Raw genomic sequence first — 15,647 nt, 5'->3', positions numbered from 1 at the left:
TTGTCTAGCTGCGGGGCTTTTCTTCCCGCAGGCTTGCCGAGGAGGCTCACGGGCTACCCGCGGAAAGCGAAGTCTTGCACGGAAATCATTAGCGGTGTAGAAAATCCAACCTTTTATTCATCAACCAGATTATCCAGAATGGTTTGAAGTACATAACGAACGGATTGATGATGGCTGACAAATCTGTTATAACTCGACTCAGGAAAGAAACAATGCACAGACAGCATTTCAATATTGTCATAAGTATTGGAGACCTGAGGCGGGTGTAGATACTTCGGCCGCTCCGTTTCGATCCAGCTGAGAGAAAGTTCCTTCCACCTGTCATTCCGGTCTTTGACTTCATCTGCAAAAGGCTTGACTTCCTTATAGAAGTCACCCTTCTCCCCTGTTTCCCGGCGACTTTTGTATTCATCCATCATCTTTTCGACTAAAGCAATCAAATCTTCAGTCACAGAAATTAACTCTTTCATAGTAAACCTCCAGGCAGGTAAGACAAAAATAAAAGTAGCAATTAAATGCTACTTATAATAGTAAGTTTATGATGTCTTATACGATAATTCAAGCTTTCTGGTCATAAACGAATGTTCTCTCCTATTAAGGAAGGTTTCCGCCCTGCTCTCCGCGGCTGCCATCCGCCCCTCGAGCTCTTCAATTTTTTCAGCCAGCTTCGATTTTTCGGCCTGCTCTTCCATTGATACCCGGTCATACACGCTCTGTTCGAGCTGATTCAGGCTTTCCTCAATTTCAGCTAACTTTAACATAATATCTTCTTTTGGAAGCATATTTCTTCCCCCCGGCATTTTGGATTTAGGTAAAGTATTCTCCTTTTTTAAATCATTCCCTTCACCCCTGACAAAACTAGAAGCGTTTCGTCAAAGAAAGTGCATTTAGGACAACCGCATGATTATTTTTCGACAGCCTCTGAATAAAACTGATGAGAGCTCAAATAATATAAGCGGAGGTGTTCATAATGAAAACTCAAAACAACAAAAACACAAAACAGCCGACTGAATCCAATCAGCATCAAACCAAAGCATCAAAAGGAAACCCAAAACTAGAAGGCGAAAACAGGCCTTCTACTTAACAAAAGCGGAGGCGGCTCGCTCAGCCCCGACAAGCATAAGATGAATGGGCTGTGAAGGCGTTCTTTGCCTTCTTGGACGGTTTGCCTTATGACCTGTGCCTCTAAGCTCCGGAGCTGGATGATACAAAAGCGCAGGCGGAACGTACAGCCTCTCATAAGAAAAAACTGCCGGATCAATCATTGCCGGCAGTTTTTTTCTTTTTCTTAAACAATGATTTCAGACGCGCTACCCTCTTCATTTGTCCTTGCTTCCGGAAAAACCATTTAGTCAACAGGGGTTCCTCAGGCATTTCAGGCTCACTATACCAAGACTTCCTCAACTTAGCGGCGCTCGACCAGTCTTCCTGGATGCCCCAATGGTGAGTGACTTTATCATACACCTCCGGGAGCGAGGGGGTATTTGTCCTCGCCAGGTAAGGTGCGCAAAAAACTTCATAATCCCTTCTCGATCCCGTTGGCGTTACATTGATGGCAAAATCATAAAATGCTGGATGATATTTTTCATGAAACAATATTCGATAAAGGATGTTCCCCAACTTGATCCGGTCATCCACATTCCTGAAATCATGCACACTTGCCCCGAAGAGATCGCCGTTTCTGTTCGGGAACACGACAGAGCAAAAATGGAGATGGTCCTCAATAAAGAAAAGACCTGAGCGGAACACCTTCTCTTTATAAACAGGATGAGCGATCACCGGCTTCTGTATAAGGTTTTGCTCATTAATAATTTGAGATTGGACAAGCTTCGTCCCATCCCTGCGCTCCCAAAAATGTTCCCATTCTCCCTGGATAAATTCAGACACATGAAATTCTTTTAAAAGATGAAACATTTTCTCTTCATTTAACGTCGAATAATGATAGATAAGAAGTTGGGGGAATGCATCCTGAAAAATGGCCCAATTCGCTCGTTCATATGTCATAAAGAGAGTCTTCCTGGTTTCGGGATTCAGCAGCGCCTTAAATGTCCTTCCTTCTAAATCGGTCATATTCCACCCTGCGTTTCTTGAGACCATCGATGCGAGAAAAGCCCATTTGATTTCGGGATGGAGGAGGAAAAAGTTTTGATAAGCGATGGTTCTTGTAATATTATCTTGATTGTAATAATCGACTAACCCTTGTAAAAAATCAATCCAGTCCCGGTCACGTTTAAATTCTGAAATATAGGGTAAAAAGCGATAGGTATTAGTGAATTCATCCATTTTCTTTATTCTCCTTTAGTCATATCTTAAGGAATTTGTAATCAATTATTCACACAAAATGGAGTGGTTTCTGTTATGATATAGTTTAGTCTGCGAGGTGTATTCCCATGAAATTCCATTATCCCAATGGAAAAAAATATACTGATTCGAAATCATCTGCTAAAAAACCGAAAATCAAACAGGTTTCCTACAGTAACCGCGGGATGACACTGGAAGAAGATATCAATGAAACCAACGAATATTATCTGGTCCACAGATCAGCTGTCATCCATAAAAAACCCACTCCGGTCCAAATAGTGGATGTCCATTATCCGGCAAGGAGTGCAGCCGTCATCAAGGAAGCTTATTTCAAACAGCCGTCAACCACTGATTACAACGGGGTCTATAAAGGCAGATATATTGATTTTGAAGCGAAGCAAACGAAAAATAAAACTTCCTTCCCCCTTCAAAATTTTCATGAACACCAAATCACTCACATGGACAGTGTTCATGAGCAGGACGGCATCACCTTCGTATTGCTGAGGTTTTCACTGTCGGAAGAAGTATTTTTCCTCCCTTTTCAGCCATTGAAGGTTTATTGGGACCGGATGAAAGACGGTGGCAGGAAATCAATCAGGAAAGAAGAAATCGAAGAAAGCGGGTTCAGGATCCCATTGGGACTGCATCCCCGGGTTGATTATTTAAAAATAGTCCATCAGTTATATTTTTAGATAGACCATTATGAGATAATCTATAGTTTATCTCATAATGGGTAGTAGAAATAAAAACTTAGACAATACTAAAAAGACAGAAGATTGAAAGCGAGGAAACAAAATGGCTGGTCAATACAAGTCAAGAGAAGAGAAGCGTCTAGCCCAGCAGAAGTCTAAACCGAATAAAACCAAAAAAGGCTCTATGGTGAAACGTGTAATCATTTCATTATTTATTATAGGCATCATCGGTATGTTGGCTGGTGCAGGATTATTTGCATATTACGCATCCAGTGCCCCAAAGCTGGATGAAAAATTGCTTAAAGACCCGGTTGCATCAGAAATCTATGATATGAACGGCGAGTTGATCACGACTGTCGGGAAGGAAAACAGGGAATATGCCAACTTTGATGAAATTCCGCAGGTTATGCAGGATGCAGTCCTTGCAACAGAGGATAACCGCTTCTATAAGCATAACGGGATAGACCTGATCCGGCTTGGAGGTGCCGTCATCGCCAATGTCACCGGCGGATTCGGTTCGGAAGGTGCCTCTACGATAACCCAGCAGGTGATCAAAGGTTCATTCCTGAGCCCTGATAAGACACTGAAAAGAAAAGCCCAGGAAGCATGGCTCGCCCTCAAACTCGAGCAGGAATACACCAAGGAAGAAATTTTCGAGATGTATTTCAACAAGGTCTACATGTCCGGAGGGATCCACGGCATGGCGACTGCAGCAGACTATTACTATGGCAAGGAAATTAATGACATCAAGCTCCATGAAGCAGCCCTGATTGCCGGACTGCCTCAGAGTCCCAACAATTACAACCCATTCAAACATCCTGAAAAAGCTGAAAAAAGAAGGAATATTGTGCTGTCCCTCATGGCCCAGCATGGAAAGATCAGTGAAAAAGAAAAAGAGGAAGCCCAAAAAATCCCGATTACAGAAGGATTGGTTTCCGAAGAGGAATTGGCAGCTGAAAACGGAAATAAATACCCTGCTTACGTCGATGCAGTCATCGATGAGGTCGAAAAAATGGGAGACTTCAACCTATTCTCTGATGGATTGAAGATCTATACTACCCTGGATACCAATGCACAAAAGCGTGTCGAGCAGATCCTTGCGGGTGAAGCAATCGACTTTGCCTACCCTGACAAAGAGGACGCCCTCATGCAGGCAGGGATTACACTGATGGATACCCAATCCGGTGAGATCCGCGCAATCGGCGGCGGCCGGAACACTGAAGAATCCGTCCAGAGGGGCTTCAATTATGCCATCGATACAAAACGACAGCCCGGCTCGACGATCAAGCCTCTGCTTGATTACGGCCCTGCAGTCGAAAACCTGAAATGGTCGACATATCACATCTTGAAGGATGAACCTTATAAATACTCAAATGGGGCTGAAATCAACAACTACGACATGCAGCATAAAGGTCCCATAACGATAAGAGAAGCGTTATGGGATTCACGAAACGTAACGGCCCTCAAAGCATTCCAGGAAGTCGGTGAAGAAAAAGCCGAGGAATTCGTAAACGGACTTGGACTTGATTTCGACCATTACTATGAATCCGCATCAATCGGTGCCGTTTCACCAGGTATGAATTCTGTACAGATGGCCGGTGCATATGCAGCATTCGGAAATGAGGGTGTGTATAACAAGCCTCATGCAGTTAAAAAAGTCGTCCTCCGGGACGGAGAAACAGAAATTAAGCATGATGATAAACCGAAACCTGCAATGAAGGAATATACAGCCTATATGATTTCAGATATGCTGAAGAGCGTAATCGATCATCCAAGGGGAACAGGGGCGTATGCAAAAGTCCCTGGACTTCCGATGGCAGGAAAATCCGGTACAACCAACTATGATCAAAAGACGCGTGAAGCTAACAATATTCCGAAATCACACGCTCCGGATTCATGGTTTGTCGGTTATACAACCAATTATACGGCAGCAGTGTGGACAGGATTTGATCAGCAGAATAAAAATTCATTAAGTCCGGCAGACCGCCACATTGCACAATTTATCGTCAAAGATTTGATGGGGTATGTTCATGAAGGTGTAGACACAGCCGACTTCAAGAAACCTGACAGTGTTGTGGAAGTTCAGGTCGAAGAAGGAAGCAATCCGGCAAGACTGCCTAGTGACTACACGCCTGATGATAAGATCATCACGGAGCTATTCGTAAAAGGAACCGAGCCGACAAAGGTTTCAAAAGAATACGATAAACTTGATGCTCCGACAGGCCTGAAAGGCAAATACAATAAAAAAGACAAGACGATCACCCTTGCATGGGATTATGATAAGAAGAAAAAAGACGGCGTTACATTTGAAGTTTCCGTATTGATAAATGGAGCTGACAAACAAACGCTTACGACCACAGATAAAAACGGCCTGAACGTGGAAAACATCACATCCTCCGGTACCTTTACTTTCGAAGTGGTTGCCATTAAAGGCGACGAGCGAAGTGACCCTGCAACCGTGGATGTAAACGTAAAAGGGGAAAAAGAAGATAAAAAAGATGATAAAAAAGAGAATGAAAACGGCCAGGGAAATGAAGATGGCCAAGAAAACGAAAATGGTCCGGGCAATGGTCAAGATGACAACGGAACTGGAAATGACCAAGGCGGTGACGGTACTGGTGGAGATGGTACCGGCGGCGGTGACGGCGGAACCGGTGAAGGAGATGGCACAGGTGGTACCGGCGGCGGTGACGGCGGTACTGGTGAAGGAGACGGCACAGGTGGTACCGGCGGCGGTGACGGCGGTACTGGTGAAGGAGACGGAACCGGCGGAACTGGAAATGACGGCGGTACTTCTACCGAATCGTCCCCTGGTTTATTCAATCAATAGAAATAAAGGAAAGGCAGCCGGGAGATTCCCGGCTGCCTTATTTTTTGTACTTATTTAAATGGCGCATCGCCCTGTCCTTCTCAAACTGTTTATGTTGTTCCTGAAATAAACTTGCCAGCTGCACATAGGAATGATAAAGGTGAGGGTTTTCCTTGATGAATGACAGTCTCTCTTCAATATTTACCGGTTTAAGAGAGAGATCCTTTATTTGCAACTTCCATCCATTTAATACTACAGGATGGGAGTTACCCCAAAACAGAATCATATAAAATAAAGCAATGCCTTTTTTCATGGCAATCTGTGCAGTGGCATCACGTGATTTGAAGCGTTCCTTCAGCATCCCCTGCACTTCATTCCAGGCGGCCAAAACTTCACTTACTGAATGTTCCTCATGATCCCAGGGAAAATCATTCCGCTCTTCCCCACTGTAAAATAGTATTTCCTGAGCAAAAAAATTCCCTTCTTCCAAATATCGGTCAGGATTTAATACCACTTCATTTTTCTCAAAGAAAAAGTGATCAGACAATTTCACAGGGAGAATCATGCGTACGGCTGTCATATCTTCTCCTTTTTCTTCATGCGCTTCTGTCCCTCACGGCATAAGTCTAGGAGTGGACATACATCACACTGAGGCGATTGTGCCTTGCAATGGTATCTTCCGAAGAAAATTAAGCGATGGTGGGTTTCAGACCATTCATCTCTGGGGATCTTTCCCATCAACGTCTTCTCTACTTCAAGTACACTGTCCTTCCATCTGCAGATACCCAGCCTCTTACTAACCCTCTCTACATGAGTATCGACTGCAAGCGCAGGTTCCCCGAAGGCTACAGACACGACAACATTGGCTGTCTTCCTCCCTACCCCCGGCAGTTTGACCAGTTCTGAATGTTCTTTTGGTACTTCCCCGCCATATTCCTTTAAAAGAATTTCACACAATTTCTGTATGTTCTTCGCTTTATTTCGGTAAAGTCCGATGGAGCGAATGTCCTGCTGCAGTTCTTCAAGCGTGACTTCAAGGTAATCATGTGGTGTCTTGTATTTTTCAAAAAGCCCTTTCGTTACTTTATTCACTAACGCATCTGTACATTGAGCGGAAAGCAGTACGGCAATCACTAACTCGAAGGGGTTTTCATGGCGCAGTTCGCAATGCGCGTCGGGAAACATTTTTCTCATTTCATCCAGGCAAATATGTATCTGTTTTTTATTCAGCACTTTTATCTTCTCCTCACTCTCATACTATGCACTATCATTCAGTATACACGATTAAAGGGACTGTCCCCAGTTTGGGTGCAGTCCCTTTGTACGTATACATTATTGTTCCAGCCAATTATAAAAAGGTACTGACTTCCTCTTAGGCGCCGCAGCGTCATTTTGAGTCTGTGGTTTCTGATGCGGCCTGAACTTTTGACTTTGACTGCGTGCATCTTCTATCGTTTTGACACCGTTCTTTTTCCACTCAAATAGAATCCTGTCGATGTATCTGAAATTCAGCTTTCCGGAAATGACCGCTTCCCGGAGTGCAGCCTTGATGATCGTGGAATTATGTTCATCCTGGTCAAGCCACATACTGAGTGTCTCACATTCAAGCGGTGAAAGCGGACGGCCGAATTCCTGTTCGAAAATAGAATAGATGTCAGCTTCTTCTTCCATTGATTTTTGCATCTGTTTCATCTTCGAAGTTTGGATGACAAAGTCAGCAAGCTTCTCCCATAAAGGGGCAAGCGAGTATTTTTCGAAAAGGATCCCGTCAGGTGAAGATCCTTCATCAATCGTCAGGAATTGCTGCTGTATCAGTTTTCTCAAGATGGAGGAACAGTATTCTGCAGAAATGCTCATATGTTCCGAAAGATCCTCCGGTGTCGGAAAGCTGTTCCCTTTTTCAATTTGTCCGTAGATATGAAGAAGCAGGACAAATTCGGATTCATTTAATCCGAGGGTATGATAATTTGTCAGTAATAATTGCGGGATATTCAGTGTCCCTTCTTCGATCCAGGACACCATTAGTTGTTTATAATCCATATACGGCACACCTCACCTTTAAGTATATCATGCTTATTATCTATGTCGATATGGATGTGTTCAGAAGAATTATTTAACACTTAAGGTACATTGAATACCGCTTTTGATTTCCGTGCAGGACTCCGCTTTCCGCGGGTAGCCCGTGAGCCTCCTCGTCACTTCGTTCCTGCGGGGTCTCACATTAGCTACTTTTCCCGCAGGAGTCTGCGTCCTGCACTCCAATCAAAAGCTGGATACAAATCAAATCCATGCTAAATATTCGTCATTCATGAATAAAAAGCAAAAGAGAAAAAGCTGACTATGATTTGCATTACTGCAAATAGAGTCAGCTTTGTTTTTAGTTCTTATGGGTACAGACGGTTTAGGAGGCGTGGGAATGGGATTGTTTCTCTTACGTGTTCCACTCCGCTGATCCATGCTACTGTGCGTTCAAGTCCAAGACCGAATCCTGAGTGAGGGACAGAACCGTATTCCCTCAGCTCCAGATACCACTTATATGCATCTGACGCCAATTCATGTTCTTCGATGCGCTTTTTCATTAGTTCTGCATCGTGGATCCGTTCAGAACCTCCGATGATTTCCCCGTAGCCTTCAGGAGCGATAAGGTCTGCACAAAGCACTACATCATCACGATCCGGGTCGGGCTGCATGTAAAACGGCTTCAAGGATGTCGGGTAATGAGTGATGAATACAGGTTTATCATAGGTTTCAGCAATCGCTGTCTCATGCGGTGCCCCGAAATCATCTCCCCATTCGATATCGTCGAATCCTTTTTCGTGCAGTAACTTGACCGCGTCATCATAAGTGATTCTTGGGAATGGTGCTTTGATTTGTTCCAATTTGGACGTATCTCTTCCCAAACGGTCCAACTCAAGCTTACAGTTTTCAAGGACAGATTGGACGATATAAGAAACATATTGTTCCTGAACTTCCAGATTGTCTTTAAAATCGTAGAAAGCCATTTCAGGTTCAATCATCCAGAACTCGATAAGATGACGGCGCGTTTTGGATTTTTCAGCCCTGAATGTCGGCCCGAAAGAAAATACTTTTCCAAGAGCCATGGCAGCTGCTTCCATATATAGTTGTCCACTTTGAGAAAGATAGGCATCTTCGTCAAAGTACTTTGTTGCAAACAATTCCGTCGTTCCTTCAGGAGCACTGCCTGTAAGGATTGGCGGGTCGACTTTGACAAACCCTTCTTGATTGAAGAATTCATACGTAGCCCTGATGATTTCATTACGGATTTTCATCACTGCATGCTGCTTGCGGGAACGAAGCCATAAATGACGGTGGTCCATAAGGAATTCAGTACCATGCTCTTTTGGTGTGATTGGATAATCCACCGCTTCATGGATGACCTCCACTGATTTCACCTGTAATTCATAACCAAAAGGTGAACGGGAATCTTCAGATACAACTCCTGTCACATATAAAGACGTTTCTTGAGTCAGAGATTTTGCTTTTTGAAAAATTTCTTCTTCGACTTCGCTTTTAACTACAACTCCCTGAATGAATCCAGTTCCATCACGGAGCTGAAGGAATGCAATTTTACCACTTGAACGTTTGTTGGCAAGCCAGGCACCTATCGTAACCTCTTCACCAACAAACTTACTTACTTGAGAAATTGTTGTTTTCACGATTTTTTCCCTCCAAAAAAAACTAACACGCTATATGTATCGTACTATATTATACAGTTCGAGATACATTGTCGCAATAGATAGGCTGAATCAGACTTATACCAATGCAAAGGGCAGAACGTGAAATACGACCTGCCCCAGTTGTGTTATTGACTTTTCTTTACAACGAATTCATGTATTCTTTCAATTGCCTGCTCCATGGATTCAAGGCTGGTTGCATAGGATAAGCGGATATTATCCTCAGAACCAAAGCCCGAACCAGGGATGACGGCAACTTTTGCATCTTCTAACAGCGCTTGAACAAAAAGATCAACACTATCATAACCAGTGATGCGTGCTGCTTCCTTTACGTTCGGAAACAGATAAAAAGCACCTTGAGGCTTGATGCAGTCAAACCCAGGTATATTGTTCAGCTTTTCGAAGACGATATTCAATCGCTCCTCAAATGATTTTCTCATGTCCTCCACGGGTTGTTGATCTCCCATGTACGCTGCTACGGCACCATATTGGGAAGTGGTCGTCGGGTTCGATGTTGAATGGCTTGCCAGATTCGTCATTGCCTTGATGACTGTTTCATTCCCCGCAGCATAACCGATTCTCCAGCCTGTCATCGAATGTGATTTTGAAACACCGTTTATGACGATTGTCTGCTCCTTGAGTTCTTCGGAAATCTCTGCAATGGAAGTATGAGTATTTCCGTCATAAACGAGCTTTTCATAAATTTCATCAGAAACAATGAGGATATTTTTTTCTAAACAGATTTGACCGATCGCCTTCAACTCTTCAGCAGAGTAAATCATGCCGGTTGGATTGCTTGGGGAATTGATGATGACCGCTTTTGTTCTTTCCGTAATCGACTCTGACAATTGCTCAGGTGTGATTTTATAAGAGTTTTCCTGTTTTCCTTCCACAATGACAGGGTTTCCTCCCGCAAGCTTAACTTGTTCAGGGTAACTTACCCAATAAGGAGTTGGAATGATTACTTCATCCCCATCGTCCAGCAATACTTGAAATAAAGTATAAAGTGCATGCTTCGCACCGCTTGTCACGATGATTTCTGCAGGTTTGTAAGTCAGGTTCTGATCTTGCTTGAATTTGCTGATTACAGCTTCTTTCAGCTGGGCAGTACCACCTGAAGGCGTATATTTTGTATGTCCTTCTATCAGTGAATCATATGCAGCCTGGATGATATGCTTCGGTGTATTAAAGTCAGGTTCACCTGCTCCCAAACCGATTACATCGATACCCTGGGCTTTCATTTCCTTCGCTTTCGCTGTGATCGCCAAGGTAGTAGAAGGTGTTAGTGCACTCACTCTTTTCGCTAAAGATACTTTCATCGATGGGTTCCTCCTAATAACTTATAGGTTTTCTATCTTTTTCCACCATTCCCCGTTAGAGAATAGAAGATAAAAATAGTTTAAATTCTTCTGTTTATCCAAGTATGTGATCTCCCATACAGGGCCTACGGATTCATGACCTAATCGTACGGATAATATTTCTTCAGGCTGCTTTTCATCTTTTAGTTTATTAATTGCCTGTTCTTTCGTAATACCATCAGCCCATTTTCTTACGATTATTTCCCCTTTTTTCTTAGGAACGAATGCAACCGTTTTTTCATCATTTTTATCTTCTCCGGTGACCACGGTGTAAGATTTTGCTCCGTGATATATCGTTGTTTTCTCGATTTTTTCCATTGCTGTCTCATTCAGCACCCGTGTGGACGCTTCATCAAATTCTTTCTTTACCGGCCCTCGGGCACTGTGATAGAGAAGAATGGACGAAATACCAATAAGAATGACCGCTGCAGTGATAATAATTGTAATCCACTTTTTCATTTACAACCCTCTTTATGTACGATAAATGGTCAGTACAGCCTGACTTTGATCTTCGGGATCCAGGGCCAGACCAAACATGTAATCATCTTTTTTCAATGTCCTGTTCAAGGCATCCACTACTTTATATAAATCGTCTGTGTACGAAATCTTAACTGTGGAAAGAATTTCAATTTTGCTCTCCAATGCATTACCCTCCTTCTACACATCAGCCGCTTCCCAAGATGTTGTGCATAGCCGTCATGATCTCTTCTCCTTACTAAACACTACAGACATTATAACAACATTCCCGCCGGATATGGTAGACAGAAACACAAAAAACTTTATCCCTATAGTTTTTCATCGAAAGCTGACCCTGGGATCAGCTTTCATTGGGTTTTTCTTTGAATGCACCGTCATCTTGTTCAAAGGTAAGTACTTCATAATTACTTTTGTTGAATTTTATCGTGATCAAGCCGTGCTGGCCGGTAAGGTAGAGGTCGATCCACGCTTCATTGATTGCCTCAAGGAGGTCACCATTCAGCAATTTCTCTTTCGAACGATACAGAAGTGCAGTCTGGGGATCGATATGCTTGATGAGCGGGTCTGAAATGCATTCTGTCTTTGAGTGGAGCGGTATCTTGACAATGTTCACATTTTTTAAAGGCTTGGTCATGAATACCCCTTCTGCATGCTTGGACTGTGAACTCAGCCAAAGGAAGCGGTGATTGAAGAAAGTAAGCGAGAAATCAAGTCCTTCCTGTTTTTCATTGCCGTCATGGATCACTTCTAGATCCAGTTCCGGAGACAACCGATAACGATCCCCTTCTTTCAAACTTTTCAATCCGGCCATTTCAGCTTCCATAAGCGGTTCAGAAAAGGAGGCTCCTGCCATGATTTCAGCAATTGAATATTTCTTCCTGAGTTTCAAAAGTGTATCCTCATAGATTTCAGCTTGCTCTGTGATGATGACCGCTTTTATTTCATTAATGTTGATTTGATCCAGATAGTAGTAAAGTTCTCTCACTTGGCTGCGGGGACCGGTGTTAATCAAATAATTGTCACCTGCAGCTAAATGAAGGACGGCCACCTCTCCGCTTTTTAAAGGAAGAAAGCTGATCGCGTATTCATTTTCTGCCAGGTTAAGGTCCAATTCCGGTACTTTTATTCCGTGAACGGGCGGTGAAAATAAAAGAAACAGCAGTAGTGCGGATATTACCCCTTTCATAATTCATGCCTCCAGTTTTCATCTATCCTCTATTTTGCGTTAAAGGATGGAATTTAACCAGAACGGAGGGACCGGAAGAATAAAAGCATTCTACAATAAGACGAACCCGCTCCTGAAATAGGGGCAGGTTCGTCTCCAATTTTTTTACAACCAATCTTCTATCAGCTCAATCAAATCGTATAGATCTCCTTCTTTTACATTCATGGAAGGAATTGATTCGATGAAAGCATTGCCGTAGCGGGTCGTCTTAATTCGGCGGTCATACACGATGATGACACCTCTGTCGCTGCTTCTTCTTATCAATCTTCCCACACCCTGCTTGAAGCGGATAATTGCTTCAGGCAGTGAATGAGCTGAAAAAGGATTTTTCCCCTGTGCTTTCAGAAGTTCAGATTTAGCCTGGATCACAGGTTCGTCCGGCGGTGAAAATGGAAGTCTCACCAGTGCAAGGCATGAAAGATCTTCCCCGGGGATATCCACCCCTTCCCAGAAAGAACTGGTGCCGAACAGGATCGCTTTATCGAACCGCTGGAAATTTTTCGTCAGCCTTGTCCTGCTCCCCGAAGTGATTCCCTGGGCCATAAGGATATAATCTTCAAGCAAGCCGCTTTCCTTCATTAGTTCGTACGTTTTTCTCAGCATATCATAAGAAGTGAAAAGAATGAGCATCCTGCCTTTAGTGGCCTCGGCCACTCCAATTAAATGAGAACTGATGGATTCGATATACTCTTCATTTGAAACTTGCTGAATCTCAGGTACATCATTCGGTATGAATAAAGTGGCTGACCCGGCATAATCAAAGGGGGAAGATAGCTTAAGCTGTTTAATTTCCTCCGTGTTCAGCCCTACTTCATTCAGGAAGTAATGGAACGATTCACTGACAGTCAATGTCGCAGAGGTCAATACAATACTCTTCTTTTTTGTAAAAAGCTCTTCCTTTAAGTTCCGCGCCACTGTGACCGGCTGGGCCTGAATGATCAGACTGTTCGGGAGCGAGCGGGTATCACCGTCGAGCCACAATACATAATCCGTCATTTCTTTAAGGAACACCGTGCGGAAATGTTGATGAAGATCATCCCATTCGACTAAAAAGCTGTAGAACTCTTCAACCAACGCTTTTTCACTGTCTTTTAGTTTTATCTTTTTCTTTTTTATTGAATCGAGGATATCCTGAAATTCCCTTTCTATCGTCTTCATCCCTGAAATGACCCGTTCCATCGCCATATGGACAGGCTGCCAGTTCCTGCTTTTTTTCATCTCATCTGAAATTCTAAGCTGTATTTTCTGGGCACCAGTTCTTTTCTTGGCATGCTTGACGAATACATTCGCAAGGACAGACATAGCTTCTTCAAGGTCCTGATAAAATTGATGCACTAAAGCATCAATTTCAAATAAATGACGATTGCCTTCTATTTTGTATGCATTCATAAGACTGGATAGTCTTTCGAATAATTGATTCTGTTCAAGAGTCCCGAGCTGTGAAGTCGTGAATTTAATAGAGAGATAATCCAACACGATTCCCAAATGCTGTCTGGCCGATTTTTCCAAATGATGTGCTTCATCGATGACTAAATAATCAAAGGCGGGTATCAGATTCCCGTGATTGATGATATCCGAAAGCAGCATCGAATGGTTTGTGATGATGATATCTGCCGTCTGGGCACGTTTTCTCGCATTCAGATAAAAGTCTTTCGTGACCCAGGGATCTTTACTGTGAGGAAGATGCCACCCGTCATGCCGCAGCCTGTTCCAAAATAACTGCCCGCCTGAGGTAAGGTTCAGTTCATCGACATCACCGGTTTCAGTCCCCGTCAGCCATACCAGGATCTGCATCTTCGTCAATATGACGTCATATTGGGGATCCTCTTCCCTGAGTGATTGTTCAAATTTGAATAAGTTTATGTAGTGATTCTTCCCTTTCAACAATACTGTCTGAAACGTGAATGGACTGATTGTTTCGAGAAGCTTAATTTCCTTTTGCAGCAATTGTTCCTGCAGCTGGGTGGTAAAAGTGCTGATCACCACTCTTTCACCAGACTGTTTGGCAAAATGCAGTGATGGCCATAAATATCCCAGTGACTTCCCGACACCCGTACCTGCTTCGATCACGAGGTGCTTACCTTCAGCGAATGATTCCTTTACTTCATTCATCATCTGAATTTGTACATTTCTTTTCTCATATGAAGAAACATGCTTTTCCATGCTTTTCGTAATATCAAATTCAATTTCATGAAAGCTATCGGAACATGATCCAGGATCACTTTTTGTTCGAAGGGCAATACCCCTGTATACCTCAAGTCCAAACTCGAGATCCTCGACATGCCTTTGCTTTTGAGAAACGATTTCATCAAAGAGTAAAGACAAGTCACTTTTGAGGTGCACTGAAAGCGTCCTAAGCTTCTCAAGGGTAACAAGCGGGAGACCATGGAGTTCTTGAATGAAATGAAGCAGAATCTCAGCCGTAACATAGGCATCGCTGTCAGCCTGATGCGGTCTGACATGGCTCAATGAGAGTGTATTTGAAAGCTCTGTAAGCTTGAAGCTGTCAGCTGAAGGCATAGCAATTTTGGCCAGTTCAACTGTATCAAAAGCAGGGCCTGCAAAAGGGTTATAGCCCGCCTCTTCAAGTTCTGCCTGTAAAAAAGAAAGGTCGAATGTTACATTGTGAGCGACAAACACACCGTTATCTAATATTTCCAGGATTTTGGGTGCAATCTCATCAAACATAGGTGCACCGCTGACCATTTCGTCATTAATTCCCGTAAGCTCCTCTATGAATGGAGGAATGGACTTGCCGGGGGAAACGAATGAGGTGAATTGATCGGTGATATTCCCATTTTCGATGATCACTGCCGATATCTGTATGATTTTCTCTCCTTTGCGGGGAGAGTTCCCTGTAGTTTCAAGATCCACTACAACTAATTTGAATGGGTACATGTTATTTCACTGCCTTTATATTTCCATCTTCGATAATAATCTATGATTTCTAGATAAGTGTACCACAATTTATTTCAGAAGGCTCATGATCTCATGATGGGTTAATCATTTAACAAATGAGTCCTGGATATAATAAATAAATCTGCTCCCTCAAGAGGTTGATTCCAAGAGATATTGGTTAAATTTTATGAC

14 protein-coding genes are annotated in these 15,647 nt (G+C 43.1%); 2 read left to right on the top strand and 12 right to left on the bottom strand.

All coding sequences use genetic code 11. The annotated features are described in order from the left end of the window. Window positions 1-113: 113 nt before the first annotated feature. The 3 genes from ACKA06_RS09495 to ACKA06_RS09485 form a co-directional block, all read right to left on the bottom strand. Window positions 114-470: a YppE family protein gene (locus ACKA06_RS09495; protein WP_032087956.1), complete on the bottom strand. Its 357-nt coding sequence runs from the start codon at window positions 468-470 to the stop codon at window positions 114-116. A 66-nt stretch (window positions 471-536) separates the two neighbouring features. Then, complete coding sequence (locus ACKA06_RS09490) at window positions 537-782, bottom strand: hypothetical protein (protein ID WP_032087955.1); 246 nt, start codon at window positions 780-782, stop codon at window positions 537-539. Window positions 783-1,257: 475 nt separating this feature from the next. Then, window positions 1,258-2,283 (bottom strand): DUF2515 family protein, encoded by a 1,026-nt coding sequence (locus ACKA06_RS09485; RefSeq protein ID WP_052011539.1) that lies wholly within the window; start codon window positions 2,281-2,283, stop codon window positions 1,258-1,260. A gap of 107 nt (window positions 2,284-2,390) precedes the next feature. Here ACKA06_RS09485 and recU point away from each other — a divergent pair, with 107 nt between their 5' ends. Then, entirely contained in the window at window positions 2,391-2,993 is a 603-nt protein-coding gene (gene recU, locus ACKA06_RS09480) for a Holliday junction resolvase RecU (RefSeq protein ID WP_032087954.1), read from the top strand. Window positions 2,994-3,096: 103 nt separating this feature from the next. Next, window positions 3,097-5,823, top strand: coding sequence for a transglycosylase domain-containing protein (locus ACKA06_RS09475; protein WP_411159484.1), 2,727 nt, complete (start codon window positions 3,097-3,099; stop codon window positions 5,821-5,823). Between the two features lie 37 nt (window positions 5,824-5,860). Here the strand turns inward: ACKA06_RS09475 and ACKA06_RS09470 are convergent, their stop codons facing one another. From ACKA06_RS09470 to dinG, 9 genes are all read right to left on the bottom strand, one after another. Next, entirely contained in the window at window positions 5,861-6,382 is a 522-nt protein-coding gene (locus tag ACKA06_RS09470) for a YpoC family protein (RefSeq protein ID WP_411159483.1), read from the bottom strand. Further along, on the bottom strand, window positions 6,379-7,035 hold the full coding sequence (nth, locus tag ACKA06_RS09465) for an endonuclease III (protein ID WP_032087918.1): 657 nt from the start codon (window positions 7,033-7,035) through the stop codon (window positions 6,379-6,381). The genes ACKA06_RS09470 and nth overlap by 4 nt, the downstream gene beginning before the upstream one ends. Before the next feature lie 99 nt (window positions 7,036-7,134). Beyond that, window positions 7,135-7,842 (bottom strand): DnaD domain-containing protein, encoded by a 708-nt coding sequence (locus tag ACKA06_RS09460; RefSeq protein ID WP_032087917.1) that lies wholly within the window; start codon window positions 7,840-7,842, stop codon window positions 7,135-7,137. Between the two features lie 344 nt (window positions 7,843-8,186). Continuing rightward, entirely contained in the window at window positions 8,187-9,479 is a 1,293-nt protein-coding gene (asnS, locus tag ACKA06_RS09455; RefSeq protein WP_098151203.1) for an asparagine--tRNA ligase, read from the bottom strand. 146 nt (window positions 9,480-9,625) lie between these two features. Next, a complete protein-coding gene (locus ACKA06_RS09450) occupies window positions 9,626-10,816 on the bottom strand; it encodes a pyridoxal phosphate-dependent aminotransferase (protein WP_032087914.1) in 1,191 nt (396 codons plus the stop codon). Window positions 10,817-10,837: 21 nt separating this feature from the next. Further along, window positions 10,838-11,314 (bottom strand): cell wall elongation regulator TseB-like domain-containing protein, encoded by a 477-nt coding sequence (locus ACKA06_RS09445; protein ID WP_032087913.1) that lies wholly within the window; start codon window positions 11,312-11,314, stop codon window positions 10,838-10,840. 12 nt (window positions 11,315-11,326) lie between these two features. Continuing rightward, window positions 11,327-11,497, bottom strand: a complete 171-nt coding sequence (locus ACKA06_RS09440; protein ID WP_071618651.1) for a YpmA family protein — start codon at window positions 11,495-11,497, stop codon at window positions 11,327-11,329. A gap of 175 nt (window positions 11,498-11,672) precedes the next feature. Next, complete coding sequence (locus ACKA06_RS09435) at window positions 11,673-12,518, bottom strand: ComEC/Rec2 family competence protein (RefSeq protein WP_032087912.1); 846 nt, start codon at window positions 12,516-12,518, stop codon at window positions 11,673-11,675. 144 nt (window positions 12,519-12,662) lie between these two features. Continuing rightward, window positions 12,663-15,455: an ATP-dependent DNA helicase DinG gene (gene dinG / locus ACKA06_RS09430; protein WP_411159482.1), complete on the bottom strand. Its 2,793-nt coding sequence runs from the start codon at window positions 15,453-15,455 to the stop codon at window positions 12,663-12,665. Window positions 15,456-15,647: the final 192 nt, after the last annotated feature.

It is taken from the genome of Rossellomorea oryzaecorticis (genome assembly GCF_045897515.1).
Lineage (GTDB): Bacteria > Bacillota > Bacilli > Bacillales > Bacillaceae_B > Rossellomorea > Rossellomorea enclensis.
The sequence above is the reverse complement of the archived record's forward strand: the minus strand, read 5'-3'. Positions and strand labels throughout refer to the sequence as shown.